Source organism: Acinetobacter sp. 24-47-39 (assembly GCF_056783825.1).
Genome location: NZ_JBWYIP010000004.1, coordinates 125,960 through 143,088 on the forward strand (window position 1 = coordinate 125,960; position 17,129 = coordinate 143,088).

Annotated in this window: 10 protein-coding genes and 2 pseudogenes; 11 read left to right on the top strand and 1 reads right to left on the bottom strand. The window is 41.2% G+C overall.

Annotation, left to right across the window (positions count from 1 at the left end; genetic code table 11):
* Positions 1–31: 31 nt before the first annotated feature.
* Positions 32–2,557: a penicillin-binding protein PBP1a gene (ponA, locus tag AC1M9C_RS05675; RefSeq protein ID WP_481586733.1), complete on the bottom strand. Its 2,526-nt coding sequence runs from the start codon at positions 2,555–2,557 to the stop codon at positions 32–34.
* Between the two features lie 168 nt (positions 2,558–2,725).
* On the opposite strand from ponA, the gene AC1M9C_RS05680 reads away from it, so the two are divergent.
* From AC1M9C_RS05680 to AC1M9C_RS05730, 11 genes and pseudogenes are all read left to right on the top strand, one after another.
* A complete protein-coding gene (locus AC1M9C_RS05680; RefSeq protein ID WP_035263966.1) occupies positions 2,726–3,784 on the top strand; it encodes a pilus assembly protein PilM in 1,059 nt (352 codons plus the stop codon).
* The gene (locus AC1M9C_RS05685) at positions 3,784–4,410 is read left to right on the top strand and encodes a PilN domain-containing protein (RefSeq protein WP_035263969.1); all 627 of its coding nucleotides are present in this window, start codon (positions 3,784–3,786) and stop codon (positions 4,408–4,410) included. Before AC1M9C_RS05680 ends, AC1M9C_RS05685 begins: the two co-directional genes overlap by 1 nt.
* Positions 4,407–5,135, top strand: a complete 729-nt coding sequence (locus AC1M9C_RS05690; RefSeq protein ID WP_035263971.1) for a type IV pilus inner membrane component PilO — start codon at positions 4,407–4,409, stop codon at positions 5,133–5,135. The genes AC1M9C_RS05685 and AC1M9C_RS05690 overlap by 4 nt, the downstream gene beginning before the upstream one ends.
* Entirely contained in the window at positions 5,135–5,662 is a 528-nt protein-coding gene (locus AC1M9C_RS05695; protein ID WP_481586734.1) for a pilus assembly protein PilP, read from the top strand. Before AC1M9C_RS05690 ends, AC1M9C_RS05695 begins: the two co-directional genes overlap by 1 nt.
* Before the next feature lie 19 nt (positions 5,663–5,681).
* Positions 5,682–6,116 (top strand): annotated as a pseudogene (locus AC1M9C_RS05700) (AMIN domain-containing protein); the annotation flags it as partial.
* Between the two features lie 324 nt (positions 6,117–6,440).
* Positions 6,441–8,171 (top strand): annotated as a pseudogene (locus AC1M9C_RS05705) (type IV pilus secretin PilQ); the annotation flags it as partial.
* A 36-nt stretch (positions 8,172–8,207) separates the two neighbouring features.
* Positions 8,208–8,750 (top strand): shikimate kinase AroK, encoded by a 543-nt coding sequence (gene aroK / locus AC1M9C_RS05710; protein WP_035263975.1) that lies wholly within the window; start codon positions 8,208–8,210, stop codon positions 8,748–8,750.
* Between the two features lie 25 nt (positions 8,751–8,775).
* The gene (gene aroB / locus AC1M9C_RS05715; protein WP_481586735.1) at positions 8,776–9,855 is read left to right on the top strand and encodes a 3-dehydroquinate synthase; all 1,080 of its coding nucleotides are present in this window, start codon (positions 8,776–8,778) and stop codon (positions 9,853–9,855) included.
* A gap of 14 nt (positions 9,856–9,869) precedes the next feature.
* Positions 9,870–10,715, top strand: coding sequence for a hypothetical protein (locus AC1M9C_RS05720; RefSeq protein ID WP_481586736.1), 846 nt, complete (start codon positions 9,870–9,872; stop codon positions 10,713–10,715).
* Between the two features lie 413 nt (positions 10,716–11,128).
* Positions 11,129–15,604 (top strand): glutamate synthase large subunit, encoded by a 4,476-nt coding sequence (gene gltB, locus AC1M9C_RS05725; protein WP_171076729.1) that lies wholly within the window; start codon positions 11,129–11,131, stop codon positions 15,602–15,604.
* A 72-nt stretch (positions 15,605–15,676) separates the two neighbouring features.
* Positions 15,677–17,098 (top strand): FAD-dependent oxidoreductase, encoded by a 1,422-nt coding sequence (locus AC1M9C_RS05730; protein WP_481586737.1) that lies wholly within the window; start codon positions 15,677–15,679, stop codon positions 17,096–17,098.
* Positions 17,099–17,129 lie beyond the last annotated feature (31 nt).

Here is a 17,129-nt window from a genome sequence, read left to right on the forward strand (position 1 = left end):
AGAAGCCCTCTTTTAGAGGGCTTTATTTTGGTTATTGAACTTGATTAATCAAATTTTCGATTGAATCTCGTTTAACTTGTGGTGTTGAATTCATATCCGGTGGTGTCGACGACGTCGGCGTTAACGGTTGATCGTTATCTGGTAGATCATCAAAATCGCGATCATTCGTTGGTGCTACCACTGGAGCAGGGCGATAAATTGGACGAGCTAAAGGTGGAGTTTTATCTTTTTGCTCATGGTTTAATGTATGTACACGACCACGTTGTTCTCGAGTTAAAGGAGCTTTTGCATTTTTATCTAAACTTACCCAAGCATATGGTGTATTGGCAAGCGACTTCTCCATAAAGTCACTCCAAATTGGAAGAGCAGCGATACCCCCATATTCACGACGACCTAGCGTAGTCGGTTGGTCGAAACCTACCCATGAAACTGCGACTAGATTGCCGTTAAAGCCAGCGAACCAAGCATCTTTTGCATCATTGGTTGTTCCTGTTTTACCTCCTAAATCACCACGACCAATTTTTAATGCTGCGCGACCAGTACCATGCTGAATTACGTCTCGTAAAATATTCGCCATATCAAATGCTGAACTGGATTTTAAAATTCGATGTGCTTGACGATATTGGCTGCGCTCTTCATCGGTTAAAGTGGGTTGCTTATCCTCTAAAGACTGATTGGTAACTTCAATAATTTCGTCGTCTGGTGTTGTTGCTTCAGCAGAGGTTGTATCTTGCTTCTGAGATTTAATACATGAAATACATGCGTATTCTGGATTGGCTTGATAAATCACTTTGCCGTAAGCATCCTCAATACGGCTAATGAAGTGAGGTTGCACGCGGAAACCGCCATTGGCAATCGCGGCATAGCCTGTTGCCATTTGCACAGGGAGTACTTGAGGTGTTCCTAATGCAATCGTGTAGTTACGTGGAATCTGATCTTCCTGCAAACCAAAATCCATAAACAATTGGCGAGTACGTTCTAGACCGACTGTTTGTAAAAGGCGAACAGAGACAGTATTACGTGACAAATATAAAGCCCGACGTAATGGAATCATCCCCAGATAGCGCCCATCAGAATTGCGTGGTGACCATTTACCAATGGTAATGGGATTATCACTAACCATGGTATGCGGCGTCATACCTCGTTCAAGTGCAAGCGAGTAGACAAATGGTTTGATAATAGAGCCAGGTTGACGCCAACCTTGCAGTGCACGGTTAAATTTCGATTGATAAAAATTATATCCACCAACGATCGCGACAATGGAACCATCATTTGGGTTAAGTGCAATTAACTGACCTTGTACACGAGGCACCTGTACCAAGGACCACATACTACGATTTTGATTTGGACGTAGACGAACAATATCTTTGACTTTTACAATTTGTGAGGCATTGCTCGGTGCACCACCCACACTATTGGCATTGCGATAGCGTCTCGCCCAAGACATGCCAGACCAAGGAACAGTGACTGATGAACCATCTTGTAAAGTTGCTTCAAAAGAATTACTTAAAACTTTAGTGACTTCAGCAGGATAGGTGTTTGCAAATGGTACAAAGTCTTTTAATGGTTTGTCATGGGCTTCTGGGCCACGCCATCCATGACGACGGTCATAACTTTCTAAACCAACACGAACTGCTTCTTCGGCAAAGGCTTGACGATTGTAATCAATAGTGGTGTAAACCTTATATCCTGAATCGATCGCGAGATCGCCAAATTTTTTGACGAGTTCAGAACGAACCATTTCACCGACATAAGGGAATTTATTGTTAATACCGCGATCAGGCATGTCCAAAGCGATAGGCTCTGATACTGCATCTTCATATTCAATTTGACTAATATAACCCAACTGTAGCATACGACCTAAAATCCAATTGCGACGTTCTAACGCACGTTCAGGATTGGCCACAGGATTATACTTAGAGGGTGCTTTAGGTAATCCTGCAATCATTGCCATTTGGGCAATTGAAAGATCGTCTAAATTCTTGTTGTAATAAATTTTTGCTGCTGCGGCGATGCCATAAGCATTTTTACCGAGGAAAATTTTATTGACGTAGAGAGTAAGAATTTCTTCTTTTGATAATTTTTGTTCAATTTTACGTGCTAAGAAAATTTCGGTGAGTTTGCGCTTGAGAGTTCGTTCTGGTGTTAAATAATAGTTTTTAGCCACCTGCATGGTAATTGTAGAACCACCAGTTTGAATGTCAGAACCCGTGATCGATTCACTGACTGCACGTCCTAAACTTTTAAAACTAATACCGCTATGCTCAAAAAAAGAAGAGTCTTCTGCAGCTAAAAAAGCATGAATAAAATCTTGTGGGATTTGCTCATATTCAACTGGAACAGAAAGTTTGCCACCATATTCTGCGATTAATTGGTTATCTGCTGTATAAACTTGCAGCGGTTTTAATAATGGAGCCTTCTTAAAAGCAGTCATCTCTGGCAAAGATGGTGCAATATAGAGATACATTCCATAAAATCCCATTGGAATTGTGACTAAGATAATGATAATCAGCAAAAAAAAAGGGTGAATCTGTCCACAACAAGATAGCTTTTTCATAACAAGTAAGTTTTAATAGGTGCTAAAGGCAAACTAATAGAAGGTCAGTATAGCTTCTCATTTAACGGAATGTTAGTTGAGTTATTATATCCGCAAAAAAATTAGACCAAGTGTAGTTAGTTTGTATTGTGCTGTTGTTGGGGACAAAAAAATAATAGGAATTGCATTGTGCTTAGACTATATCGTAAGCCAAATAAGGGGTTAGTGGGGGTAGATGTTAGTTCGACCTCTGTTAAGCTATTAGAGCTATCAGTTAAAAACGGTCGCTATTGGGTTGAAAGTTACGGGTTAAGTCCATTGGTTGATGGAAGTGTTGTTGAAAAAAACATCCTCAATCAGGATAACGTGGCTGATGCTTTAGAGCGCGCGATTAATATTGCAAATCCGCAATCAACGAATGCTGCTTTTGCAGTGCCTACGTCTATGGTGATTCACAAGGTCATCGAGATGGATGCCGACATGAGCGATGATGAGCGTGAAGTTCAGATTCGTATGGATGCTGAGCAATATATCCCATTCCCACTTGACGAAGTCAGTTTAGACTTTGAAGTGCTTCCTGAGCGATTAAACAATCCAAACAGAGTGAACGTTCTACTCGTTGCGACACGTACTGAAAACGTGGACTCTCGTATTGAAGTATTGGATTTGGTCGGCCTTACCCCAAAAGTTGCCGATGTTGAAAGCTATGCACTGGAACGTAGTTTTGAAGTCTTTGCAGATACATTGCCGATTGGTGCAAATCTTGTTGGCGTTCTTGATATTGGTCATACCATGACGACTTTGTCAGTCATGCAAAATGGCAAAATTATTTACACGCGCGAACAAGTGTTTGGCGGTAAGCAATTGACTCAAGATGTGCAAAATCGTTATGGCTTATCTTATGATGAAGCTGGGCGTGCTAAAAAAGATAACACCTTACCAGATGACTTTGAAACAGAAGTTTTAATGCCATTCCTTGATGCAGTGATTCAACAAGCAGCGCGTTCATTACAGTTCTTTTTCTCTTCTTCTCAATTTAACGAGATTGATCATATTTTATTGGCGGGTGGTAATGCCAATATCCCAGGTCTTGCAAAAATGATGCAACAAAAATTGGGATATCGTGTCACTATTGCTAATCCATTTTTACAAATGGGCTTTTCTCCTCAAATCGACCTGAAAAAAATAGAAAATGATGCACCATCATTATTGGTGGCGTGTGGCTTGGCATTGAGGAGTTTTGATTAATGGCTAAAATTAATTTACTCCCTTGGCGCGAAGAGCTAAGAGAACAGCGAAAAAAGCAATTTGTTTATATCTGTATCGCAGTGGTATTACTTGCGATTTTATCGGTTTTAGCAGCTTGGTTCTTCTTGAATCATAAATTGCAAGACCAAGAACAAGCAAACCAACTTATTGTAAGCACCAATCAAAGTTTAGACGTTCAATTAAAATCCTTGGAAGGATTGCAAGAACGTCGAAATGCAGTGATTGAGCGGATGAAACTGATTCAAGGTCTTGAAGGTCAACGACCTGTTACTGTGCGTTTAGTAGATGAATTGGTACGTGTTGTTCCTGAAACGGTGTATCTGACGAAATTTACCCGTACTGGTAATAAATTTACCATCGAAGGTAAAGCAGAAAGTCCGAATGCGGTAGCAGAGTTATTACGTGGTTTAGAAGCTTCCCAGTGGTACCGAAATGCATTTATGAATTCATTCTTGGCTGCGCCAGAAGTGAAGGAAAAAGCACCAAGTTCGGTAATCCCTCGAGTTGAAGAGTCATACGGTACATTTATCGTGACTGTCGACTTGGGTGCGATTGCTCAACCGACATCAGAGATGGACGCGAATAATGTGGGAGGTGCACCATGAGTCGTAATGATTTAAATGACTTTGATTCAGATGTCACTGCACCAAAAAAGAAGTCCATGACTGTTGAAAAGTTCTTTCAGCAATTTAATACTTTGGACTCCAATAACTACGGTAGTTGGCCACTGTCTGTAAAAATTACCTGTTGGATTTTTATTTTCCTATTTGTTTGTGCTATTGGTTACTTTTTGGTGATTAAACCAAAACTTGAATCCATTGATCTTGCTAAAGCACAAGAGGCAAATTTACTGACAGAGTTTAAAGAAAAGGATTCTAAGCTCCGTAATTTGCAGCAATACCAAGCACAGTTGCAACAAATGGAAATGAATTTCAATGAGCAATTACAACAATTGCCAAAAGAAACAGAAATTCCAAGTTTAGTTGAGGACATCAACTTAACAGGTGTGAATTCAGGGCTCAAATTTAAAAATATCCGTCTCGAAAATGAAGTGGCTCAAGAATTCTTTATTGAGCAGCCAATTTCGATAGAAACGACAGGTGATTATCATTCATTTGGGCGTTTTGTGAGTGGAATTGCGTCTTTACCGCGTATCGTAACGTTACATGATTTTGTGATTACAGCGACGCCAAGTACAGATAAAAAATCTGATATTCCACTGATCAATTATTCATTAAAAGCCAAAACATATCGTTATGTTGCATCGACTGAAGATACGGTAGGTTCAGCGGTTGTTCCACCAGCTGATATGCCAGCAGGAGGACAATAATGAAATCATTTAAGCTTTTGTGCGGATTAGTTATTGCAACGACTATGGTGGGATGTGATTCGCGTATTGATGCGGTCAATCAAGAAATGGCGAATATTCGTAGCCAGCCGCCTTTACCCATAGAACCGGCACCTGTATTTAATCCAGTTCCAAATTTTCTTTACTCGGCGCATCAACTTCGAAGTCCATTCTTGCCAAACTCATTGGCAACAGAGCTAAGAATCATGTCGGGTAAACGTGTTTATCCTAATTTTAATCGTCAACCACAGCCTTTAGAAAGCTATGCATTGGAAACGTTAAACTTCAAAGGAAGTTTAAAACGTAACAATGGCCAGATTCTCGCTTTGATTCAAACCCCTGATGGTGAGATTGAACGTGTGCAACGTGGTAATTACATGGGGATGAACCAAGGGCGCATCGTGAAGATAACGCCGACTCAAATCGATCTGATTGAAATTGTTTCAGATGGTCGAGATGGTTATATCGAAAGACCAAGAAGCTTAGTGTTGCTTGGGCCTGTTGGTTAAGACGAGATAAGGAATAACAATGAAAAAGAGTATGCAAAATTTTTGGGGTGGGGATCGACATTATATGAACCGTTTTCTTCGTCAATTCGCTATGACCACTGTTTCTATAGCTGTTATGCAGGCAGCGGCGGCTAAAACTACGATGACTAATATTGTGCCTTTGCAGGTGCCAGGTCAAGGAACAGAAATTCGTGTCATGTTTAACGGATTACCTCCACAGCCACAATCGTATCAATTGGAAAATCCATCTCGACTCGTTTTGGATTTTATGCAGGCAGGTCAAACACTGGCGAATACTAAAATACCTGTGTCGACCACTGAAGCAAACTCAGTTGAAGTCATTTCTAATGATCAGCGTTCACGGTTAACTGTCAATTTAACGCAGAAGGGGAGCTACACGACACGTGTTGAAGGCAATACCTTTATTTTAAAAATAAATAATCCGAACTCTGCGAAAGTGGCAATACCTGCGGCGCCAGTGGTTACCCAAGCCAAAGCACCAGAACCAGCGACTAAACCAAGTGTTTTAAAGCCAGTTATACGTCCTAATCTGACGAATAACGTTACACCTGTTACGGCTACAGCTGTGGCAGCGACACCTGTAACGCCTACACCTGTGATTCCTGTTGCAGCACAGCAGGTATTGAAACCAACTGCACCAACGCCTACGGTTTTAAGACCTGCCGCTCCACCTGTGCCAGTGGTTCGTCAGCAAGTTGCAGCACCTGTACCACCTCCAGTAGCTCCTGTTTATCAGCAGCCTGTTGCGTATACACCGCCAGCGCCTGTCGCTTATCAAGCAGTACAACAAGGACTGCAAGATATTGGTTTTGAGCGCGGTAGTGCAGGTGAGGGACAAGTTGTACTGAATTTAAAAACAGCAGATACACCAGTAGATGTACAACAGCAAGGTAGCAAAGTTGTGGTGCGTTTCCTCGGTAACAAAATTCCATCGCATTTGGTGCGCCGTTTAAACGTTAATGATTTTGCGACGCCTGTCTCTACAGTAGATGCTTATAATGATAAGTCGAATGGTGTAATTTCCATTCAATCGAGCGGTAGCTTCGAATATATGGCTTATCAAACAGATGGTAAGTTAACGATCAGTCTAAAACGTCCAGAAGAGAAAAAAGGCTTAAGCAGCCAAAATCGTACACCGAAATATACAGGCAATAAGATTTCTCTCGATTTCCAAGATATTGAAGTGCGCCGCGTATTACAATTGTTGGCTGATTTTACCGGCATTAATATGGTGACTTCGGATTCAGTTCAAGGGAATATTACATTACGCTTAAAAGATGTGCCTTGGGATCAAGCGCTTGATATTGTAATGAAAACCAAGAATTTGGATAAGCGTCGCAACGGAAATGTAATTTGGATTGCACCGGTTCCAGAATTGATTAAAGCCGAAGAAGAAGAGGCGAAAGCCATTGCACAAAGTGTGAAATTGGCACCATTGCAAACCGAATATATTCAATTGAGCTATGCCAAAGTTGAAGATATTGAAAAGTTGATTACTGAAGGTCGTAACAGTCGTTCTTCTAATGGTAATAATACAAACTCAACAACTGACCCATTGGGGGACAGTGTCGGGTCATTATTAAGTCCACGTGGTACAGTTTCAATTGATCCACGTACCAATACATTGATCATTAACGATACAGTTCAAAAAATTGATCAAATTCGCAAGATGATTGATTTATTGGATGTTTCTGTAAAACAAGTCATGATCGAAGCTCGTATTGTACGCGCGACAACAGATTTCACCAAAGAAATGGGTGTGAAATGGGGTGTAGTATCGAAAGGTGTTGCAACCAATAATGATCTTTTGGTTGGTGGTAGTGATCAAACGCTGTGGGATTTAAAATCACCAAGTGAGGATGGTCGTTATAATATTCAACGTCCTGATAACTTAAATGTGGATTTAGGTGTGGCTGGGGCTGCCGGTAAAATTGCATTTGGTTTAATCAATATGTCTGATTTTATGCTGGATCTTGAGTTGTCGGCATTACAAGCTGATGGCTACGGTGAGGTTATTTCTACACCAAAAGTTCTCACTGCTGACAAGCAGCAAGCGAAAGTTGCTTCGGGTCAGGAAATTCCTTACCAAACCACTGAAACTGCAGGTGGTGCTGCAACGGCGACGACTTCCTTTAAAGAAGCGTTGTTAAGCTTAGAGGTAACTCCAAGTATTACGCCTGATGGTAAAATTCAAATGAAATTGAACATTACCAGTGATTCACCAGCAGGTTATGCACAGAATGGTGAAATCATTTTGAATAAAAATCAAATTGATACCAATGTACTCGTGAACAACGGTGAAACTGTGGTGTTAGGTGGTATTTTCGAGCAAGAAACGATTTTTAACCAAACCAAGGTGCCTTTCTTTGGTGATATTCCTGCTGTTGGTCGTCTATTCCGTAAAGACAGTAAAACAGAGAATAAGCGTGAGTTATTAATCTTTGTGACACCAAGAATTGTTAATGACAGGCAAACTAGAAACAATTAATATAGTTTCAATGAAAGCAATTCAATAGGTGACTCCTTGCCAAGCAAAGAGTTTGAAACCCTACCGAATATTTATTTGGTAGGGCCCATGGGAGCTGGTAAAACAACCGTTGGTCGACATCTTGCAGATTTACTTCATCGAGAGTTTCTTGATAGTGATCATGAGATAGAAAGAAAAACTGGGGCGACCATCCCATGGATTTTTGAGAAAGAGGGTGAACAGGGATTCAGACATCGTGAGTCACTGGTAATTGATGATTTAACATCAAAACAAAATTTAGTTGTTGCGACGGGTGGCGGCGCAGTTACTCAGTCGATTAATCGATCTTATCTAAAAGATCGAGGTATTGTGATTTATCTTTATACTCCCGTAGAAATACAACTTCAAAGAACCTACCGTGATAAAAATCGACCTTTATTACAAGTCGAAAATCCTGAACAGAAATTACGTGAATTATTGAATATTCGTGATCCGCTGTATCGTGAAGTTGCACATCATATTATTGAAACGAATCAAGGTGCTGCGCGTGATTTGGCACAACGTATTCTTAATGTGATTGTCGCAAAAGAATTGAATTAAATTTGTTTTATTGGCTTATAACATCATGCAAACCTTATTCGTTGAACTCGGTGAACGCCGTTATCCTATTTTCATTGGTAGTGATTTAGATCCGCAACAATTACTTGAACCCTATATTCATGGGCAACAGGTCATGATTGTCACCAATGAAACGGTTAAACCGTTGTATTTAGATCACTATGTATCAGCTGTGGAAGGTTTGAGTAAAAAAGTTGGGACATGTGTTCTACCTGATGGTGAATGTTATAAAAATATTGAACATTTGAATTTAATTTTTGATGCCTTGCTTGAGGCAGGATTTAACCGAGATTGTACAGTGCTTGCCTTGGGTGGAGGGGTGATTGGTGACATGGCTGGATTTGCATCAGCTTGTTTCCAACGCGGAGTGTATTTTATTCAAGTCCCGACTACGCTGCTATCGCAAGTCGATTCGAGCGTTGGCGGTAAAACTGGAATCAACCACCCATTAGGCAAAAACATGATTGGCGCATTCCAGCAGCCACAGGTCGTACTTGCGGATATGGCGCAACTTAAAACATTGCCTGAGCGTGAGTTATCAGCAGGTTTGGCTGAAGTCATTAAATATGCCCTATTAGGAGATGTTGATTTTCTTGCATGGCTTGAGGAAAACATGGATGGTCTCGTTGCCCAACATCCAGAATTACTTGCTGAAGCAGTGTACCGCTCTTGTGCACACAAAGCGCGAATTGTGGCCAATGACGAGAAAGAACAGGGTGAGCGTGCATTACTGAATTTAGGTCATACCTTTGGACATGCGATTGAATCTTATCTGGGATATGGTGAGTGGTTACATGGTGAGGCTGTGGCGACGGGAATGGTGATGGCGGCAGATTTATCTTATTTAATGGGGTGGATCACAGAAGCTGACCTTGAACGTACAAAAATTATCATTCAACGTGCGAAATTACCGATAAAATGTCCTCAAATTCCACTTGATGAATTTTTGGCATATATGTCTCATGACAAAAAAGTCCTGAACGGTCAATTACGTTTAGTGCTCTTGAAGTCGCTAGGGCAAGCAGTAATTACCAAAGAGTTTGATGTGGAATTAATGAAACAAGCGATTTTACGTAATCAAGCATAATCTTAGGTTTTCTCATGACGGTACGCCACTCATCCCCACGCACAGCGCAACAATATATTTGGTTGATCGGTGGCATACTGTTTTTAGTCGCATCTTTTGTATTCTGGATTTTGACAGATAGCAAAGAGTTGGTTGCTCAGTCTAAGCAACTTGAAGAAACTCAAGTTCAGATTCAACCAGAAAAGGTGGCAGCAACAAATTATTTGGGTGGGCTGACTGATCAAGTGCGACCTTTAGAATTAACTGCGCGTAAAGTTGCTTCAGGAAACCATTTGCCTGAATTTAGAGGCACAAAGTTTATTCAAGACAATAAAAATAATTATTTTATCGAACTATTTCGCGTTACCAATGAAGATGTAATTAAAAGTTTTCTTAATAAGCAAACTGATCGTAAATCATACATTTATTTTCGTTTGAGTGGTGAAGACCAAGTCGAACAGTACATTTTGGGTTATGGGCTGTTTATGGGGGAAGGTGCTGCTAAGACAACTTTAAATGGATTGGATTTAAAGTTACCACCTTCTGTAGCGCCTAAAGTTGCTGGCTTTAATCAGTTTGTGGGTCAAGTCAATGACATGGGATCTGAAGAACTGACAACTGCAAAATTATACGAAGTTAAATTACGACCTGCGGCTGTGCCATTGAATGATGAGTCCTTGCTGGTTCGTCCTAAGCCAACCCCTGTTGTTGATCCTGCTAAGGCAACAACTAATGTGACTATTACAAGAAAAGATCAGTCAGGAAATGTGGTTGATGTGAGACGTTCGCAATCGAATGTTGACCCTATTTCGAGCGATAATTCAAAGAATAATACGGATAAACGGAATCAAGAGGCTCAAATTAGTGATCCATTTAATTAAAATGGTATAAAATGGCGCAAAATTAAACGAAAGCATAATAAATTTGCACATCATTGGTGCGATAAAGTGGTTCTAATTTGGTGCCTTTTCGGTTAATAATGACAAAATAATTGAAATAAAACGCTTGCACGGAATAAATAAATATTGGCATAGATTTTGCTTTATTGGTGCACTGATTAAGTAAATTGTCCCTATTTTGGAGCGAAGACCTTAATTTAGTGTGCGATTTAGTCAAATTGATCTGCTTTAAATGGGTGCAAATCGTCTCGTACATTTGTGAAATTAAATCAGAAAAGACGTTCAATAACGAAAGACATACAGAATCATGTCTTTGTTTTATAAAGAAATCGTATTTGAAGAATAGATAAGTTTTGCCCAATGAGGGCCATGTTGAAGAAGGGTACGCTATGCACATGCCATCGCCTAATACTGTAGCTCCCGCTAAAGGTCTATACCAACCGGATGAGTTTAAAGATAACTGTGGTTTCGGATTAATCGCCCATATGCAAGGTGATGCGAGTCATGACTTGGTCAAGACCGCGATTCATAGTTTAAGTTGTATGACGCACCGCGGTGGTATTGCTGCAGATGGTAAGACGGGTGATGGATGTGGTCTACTGTTGGCTATGCCTAAGCAATTCTTCCGTGAAGAAGCAAAACGTTTAAGTGATATTACACTCAGTGAAATTTTTGCAGTAGGTACAGTTTTTCTTAGCCTAGATCCTGCAATTGCTGCACATGCAAAACAAGTGCTGACTAAAGAAATTGAATCAGAAGGTTTGCGTGTAATTGCATGGCGCTTAGTGCCAACCAATAATGAAGCATTAGGCTCAATTGCGATGCAGTCTTTGCCAGCATTTGAACAAGTAATTGTTAACTGTCCAATGGGTGTTGAAGAAGTTGAGTTTAACCGTAAGTTATTCTTGGCTCGACGTCGTGCTGAACAAAAATTAAGTCAAGATAGTTCATTCTACGTTACAACACTTTGTTCAACTGTGATCTCTTATAAAGGCTTAATGATGCCTGAAGCGATTGCAGATTTTTATACAGATTTGGCTGATCCACGTTTGGAATCTCACATTGTGGTGTTCCATCAGCGTTTCTCAACCAATACATTGCCACGTTGGCCATTGGCACAACCTTTCCGTTACTTAGCGCACAATGGTGAAATTAATACCATTACAGCAAACCGTAACTGGGCGATGGCACGTACACCAAAGTTTGAAAACCCACTCTTGCCAGGTTTAACTGAGCTTAACCCAATCGTAAATCGTACTGGCTCTGACTCTTCAAGTTTAGACAACATGCTCGAGATCTTGGTTGGTGGAGGTATGGACTTATTCCGTGCACTACGCATGCTCGTTCCACCAGCATGGCAAAACGTTGAAACTTTAGATGCTGATTTACGTGCATTCTATGAGTTCAACTCTAAACATATGGAAGCATGGGATGGGCCAGCAGGTCTTGTGATTCAAGATGGTCGTCATGCGATTTGTATGCTTGACCGTAATGGCTTACGTCCTGCACGTTGGGTAATTACTAAGAATGGTTACATCACACTTGCATCAGAAATTGGTGTCTGGGGTTATGAACCAGAAGACGTAGTATCTAAAGGTCGTGTTGGACCAGGTCAGATCTTAGTCATTGACACTTTCACTGGTAAATTGCTGGATACTAAAGACGTCAGTAATCATCTGAAAAAAATGCGTCCTTATCGTCAATGGTTGCGTGAAAATTCAGTGCGTATCCAAGGCAGCCCAGAGCTAGAAGAATATCTATGTGATCAAGGCTTAAAAGGCGATGCTTTAAAAGCAGCTCAAAAAATGTTTATGGTGACATTTGAAGAGCGAGATCAGTTATTACGTCCAATCGCTGAAAGTGGTCAAGAAGCAGTAGGTTCGATGGGCGATGATACGCCGATGGCAGTATTGTCTCGTCAAGTACGCCATGTAACAGATTACTTCCGTCAACAGTTTGCTCAAGTAACTAACCCACCAATCGATCCATTACGTGAATCGATCGTAATGTCTTTAGAAACATGTTTGGGTCGTGAACAAAATGTATTTGAACAAGGTCCAGAGCATGCGGATCGATTAATTATTTCAAGTCCTGTACTGTCAAACTCTAAAATGCATCAAATTCGCACTTTAGGTCGTAAGGGCTACGAGATTGCAGATATTGATCTAAACTATGCAGAGACTGAAGGTCTAGAAGCCGCGATTACACGTATTTGTGAAGAAGCAGCGCAAGCAATTCGTGATGGCAAAACCCTATTGGTGATTTCTGATAAGAAAATCCGTGAAGGGTTCTTACCAGCGAATGCAGCGATGGTAACGGGTGCTATCCATCATTACCTCATCCATGCAGGTTTACGTACAGATGCAAACATTATTGTTGAAACAGCTTTAGCGCGTGATCCACACCAGTTTGCCGTAATGCTTGGCTTTGGCGCAACAGCAATTTACCCATATCTTGCATATGACGTCATTAATGATTTAATTGCGAAAGGTGAGTTGTTAGGTGATCCGATTCATGCACAAGCGAATTTCCGTAAAGGGATTGAAAAAGGATTGTTGAAAGTCCTTTCAAAAATGGGTATTTCGACCGTTGCTTCATATCGCGGTGGGCAGTTATTTGAGGCTGTTGGTTTATCTGAAGAAGTTGTTAATAAATGCTTCACAGGTGTTCCAAGCCGTATTAAAGGTGCGACTTTTGTTGATCTTGAAAATGATTTGAAAAAATTAGCAGAAACCGCTTGGAAATCACGTAAGCCAATTGAGCAAGGTGGTTTGCTGAAATTTGTATTTGATAAGGAATATCACGCTTTTAATCCTGATGTAATTAATGCTCTACATAAATCTGTACGTTCTGGGAAATATGAAGATTTCAAAGAATATGCTGAGCTTGTAAATAATCGTCCAGTGGCAACCATTCGTGATTTATTTAAACTCAAAACAGAAAATTCAATTCCACTGGATCAAGTTGAATCTGTAGAAGCGATTCTTCCGCGTTTTGACTCTGCAGGGATGTCTTTAGGGGCATTATCACCAGAAGCACATGAAGCGATTGCCATTGCAATGAATACAATTGGTGGTCGTTCGAACTCAGGTGAGGGGGGGGAAGATCCAGCGCGTTACGGCACAATCCGGAACTCAAAAATCAAACAAATCGCATCAGGTCGTTTTGGTGTAACGCCTGCTTACTTAACTTCTGCAGAAGTACTGCAAATTAAAGTGGCACAAGGTGCAAAACCGGGTGAAGGTGGTCAGTTGCCAGGTGGTAAAGTGAATGGCTTAATTGCACGTTTACGCTACTCTGTACCGGGTGTGACATTAATTTCTCCACCACCGCACCACGATATTTATTCAATCGAAGATTTATCGCAGTTAATTTTTGATTTAAAACAAGTTAACCCTCAAGCGATGGTCTCTGTAAAACTGGTATCCGAGCCAGGTGTGGGTACGATTGCTGCGGGTGTTGCAAAAGCCTATGCTGACTTTATTACCATCTCTGGTTATGACGGTGGTACAGCAGCATCGCCATTGTCTTCGATTCATCATGCGGGTTCGCCATGGGAGCTTGGTCTTTCTGAAGCGCATCAAGCCCTTCGTGTAAATGATTTGCGTGGTAAAGTTCGCGTTCAAACGGATGGTGGTTTAAAAACGGGTCTAGATGTCGTGAAAGCAGCTATTTTAGGTGCGGAAAGCTTCGGTTTTGGTTCTACACCAATGATTGCGTTGGGTTGTAAATACCTCCGTATCTGCCACTTAAATAACTGTGCGACTGGTGTAGCGACTCAGCAAGATCATTTGCGTCAAGAGCACTATATCGGCGAACCACAAATGCTCATTAACTTCTTCACCTTTATCGCTGAAGAAACACGTGAGTGGTTGGCTGCATTAGGTGTATCAAGTTTGAAAGACTTGATTGGTCGTACCGATTTACTAGAAATGCTACCTGGTGAAACAGATAAGCATGCTCACCTAGATTTAAGTGCTTTACTTGAATCACATCCAGCTGCTGAAGGCAAAGCTCAATATTGCGAAGTCGAAGGAAATGCACCATTTGATAAAGGTGTTTTGGCTGAGTCTATGATCGCAGAAATATTGCCTGCGATTGAAGCTGGTACAGGTGGTGAATACAGTTTTAGCATTGGTAACTGTGACCGTTCTATTGGGGCACGTGTTTCAGGTGAGATCGCTCGTCGCTATGGTAACTTAAGTATGGAAGCACACCCTGTTAAAGTGAATTTGACAGGTACTGCTGGACAATCACTTGGTGTATGGAATGCGGGTGGTCTGCATATCAAGCTTGAAGGTGATGCGAATGACTATGTGGGTAAAGGTATGGCGGGTGGTCGTATCTCAATTTTCCCACCGAAGGGTTCTCCATTCCAAACACAAGAAACAGCGATTATTGGTAACACATGTTTATATGGTGCAACAGGCGGTAAATTATTTGCTGCAGGTACAGCTGGTGAACGTTTTGCTGTTCGTAACTCAGGCGCGTTCGCGGTGATTGAGGGTGCTGGCGATCACTGTTGTGAATACATGACAGGTGGTATTGTAACGGTACTGGGTAAAGTTGGTCATAACTTCGGTGCAGGTATGACAGGTGGTTTTGCTTATGTACTTGATTTAGATAATGACTTTGTTGATCATTATAACCATGAGTTAATCGAACTTAATCGTATTTCGACCGAATCAATGGAAGAACATAAAGAGTTCTTAAGCCGCATTTTAGATGAGCATATTAAGGAAACTGGTAGTGCTTGGGCGTACAAGATCCGTAACGAGTTTGATTTCTACAGCCGTAAATTCTGGTTGGTGAAACCGAAAGCTGCAAACTTGCAGACTTTATTAAAAACAACTCAAGCTGATCCTCAATAATTCCACTACTGCAGATATATAGGCAGATGCAGCTGAACTAACAACATACTGCATCTACCCACGGAGAGAGACATGGCAGAACGCCTTAATAATGACTTTCAATTCCTGGATGTCGCACGCCAAGATCCAGAGAAAAAAGATCTCAACGTCCGCAAAGCTGAGTTTGTGGAAATTTATAAACCTTTTACAGCCGAAGTTGCGAAAAACCAAACACATCGCTGTTTAGGTTGTGGTAACCCTTACTGTGAATGGAAATGTCCAGTACATAACTATATTCCAAACTGGTTAAAACTGATTGCTGAAGGTCGTATTTTTCAAGCAGCAGAGCTTTGCCATCAAACAAATACATTGCCTGAAGTCTGTGGCCGCGTATGTCCACAAGACCGTTTGTGTGAAGGTGCATGTACACTAAATGATGGGTTTGGTGCTGTGACCATTGGTAATGCTGAAAAGTATATTAATGATACGGCATTTGCATTGGGCTGGCGTCCTGACATGTCTCATGTCAAATGGACAGATAAAAAAGTCGCGATTATTGGTGCAGGCCCTGCGGGTCTAGGTTGTGCGGACATTTTGGTGCGCAATGGTGTTAAACCCGTCGTATTTGATAAGCGCCCAGAAATTGGTGGTTTGCTGACCTTTGGTATTCCTGAATTTAAGATGGAAAAGGACGTGATGAAACGTCGTCGTGAAATCTTTACAGGCATGGGGATTGAATTCCGTTTAAATACAGAAATTGGCACAGACATCACTATTGATCAATTGCTTGCTGATTATGACGCTGTCTTCATGGGTATGGGAACGTACACATACATGAAAGGTGGTTTCGCAGGTGAAGATTTGGAAGGTGTTTATGATGCGCTTGATTTCTTAATTGCCAATGTGAATCGTTGCCAAGGTTGGGAGAAAGATCCTTCAGAATTTATCAGTGTGGAAGGTAAGAAAGTTATTGTACTCGGTGGCGGTGATACTGCTATGGACTGTAACCGTACTTCAATCCGCCAAGGTGCAACATCTGTCACTTGTGCATACCGCCGCGATGAAGAAAACATGCCAGGTTCACGCCGTGAAGTTAAAAATGCGCGAGAAGAAGGTGTTGAATTTCAGTTCAATCGTCAGCCGATCGAAATCGTGGGTGAGAATGGAAAGGTCACAGGTGTTAAATTTGTGACGACTCAACTCAGTGAGCCTGATAGTCGTGGTCGTCGCAGTCCTGAACCGATCCCAGGTTCAGAGGAAATCTTACCTGCTGATGCAGTGCTGTTGGCCTTTGGTTTCCGTACAAGCCCTGCAGAATGGTTTAATGATGTAAGTATTAATTTAGATGGTTCAGGTCGTGTCGTTGCTCCTGAGCAGCAACAATACAAGTTCCAAACTTCTAATCCGAAAATCTTTGCCGGTGGAGATATGGTGCGTGGTTCTGACTTGGTCGTAACTGCGATTTGGGAAGGACGTCAAGCTGCTGAAGGTATATTAGATTATCTTGATGTTTAAACGAAAACACGCCTTACAAAAAATCCTACTT